Origin of the sequence: Myxococcus llanfairpwllgwyngyllgogerychwyrndrobwllllantysiliogogogochensis (assembly GCF_006636215.1) — a bacterium.
Taxonomy (GTDB): domain Bacteria; phylum Myxococcota; class Myxococcia; order Myxococcales; family Myxococcaceae; genus Myxococcus; species Myxococcus llanfairpwllgwyngyllgogerychwyrndrobwllllantysiliogogogochensis.
In genome coordinates this window covers 1-588 of the sequence record NZ_VIFM01000626.1, presented here as the reverse complement: position 1 = coordinate 588, position 588 = coordinate 1, and the positions used below count along the sequence as shown (strand labels likewise).

Here is a 588-nt window from a genome sequence, read left to right as displayed (position 1 = left end):
TGCACCCGCGCCCCGTTCGCCCCGCCGCGCGCGGCGGGGCGAACGGGGCGCGGGTGCATGCGCGGTGCGGGGGCGCGGACGACACGCCCTTCGTGGCGGAGGTGCTGGAGGAGGTGCTGGAAGAGCGGCGGGTGCTGGAGTGGCCCGCGGAGTCGTTCGAGCCGCTGCGCTTCGCGCTGAAGACGTTGTTGGACAGGCTGGGGGCGCGGCTGGCGGGGCGACGGCGGGCGGCGGTGCGCATCACCTTCACGCTGAAGTTGGATCCGTCGGGGCAGCAGCAGGTGACGCTGGCGCTGGCGAGGCCCACGGCGGAGGCGAAGCTGCTGCTGGACCTGGCGCGGCACCGGCTGGAGGAGTTGCGACTGGAGAACCCGGTGGCGGAGGTGTCCGCGCGGGTGGACGAGTGCTCGGAGGACCGGGAGCAGCAGCTCTCGCTGGGGGATGAACCGGAGGGGGATGCGGCGCTGGAGGTGGTGTTGTCGCGACTGGTGACGACGCTGGGGGAGGAGTCGCTCTGCGCGGCGGGACTGGCGGAGGTGCACCGACCGGAGGGCGCGCATGGGGCGAAGGGCTTCCATCCTCCGGAGG

The 588-nt window shown here is 74.0% G+C and carries 1 protein-coding gene; it reads left to right on the top strand.

The annotated features are described in order from the left end of the window. Nucleotides 1-588, top strand: a 588-nt coding sequence (locus FJV41_RS49700) for a DinB/UmuC family translesion DNA polymerase (RefSeq protein ID WP_438616794.1), incomplete at both ends; no start/stop codon positions are given.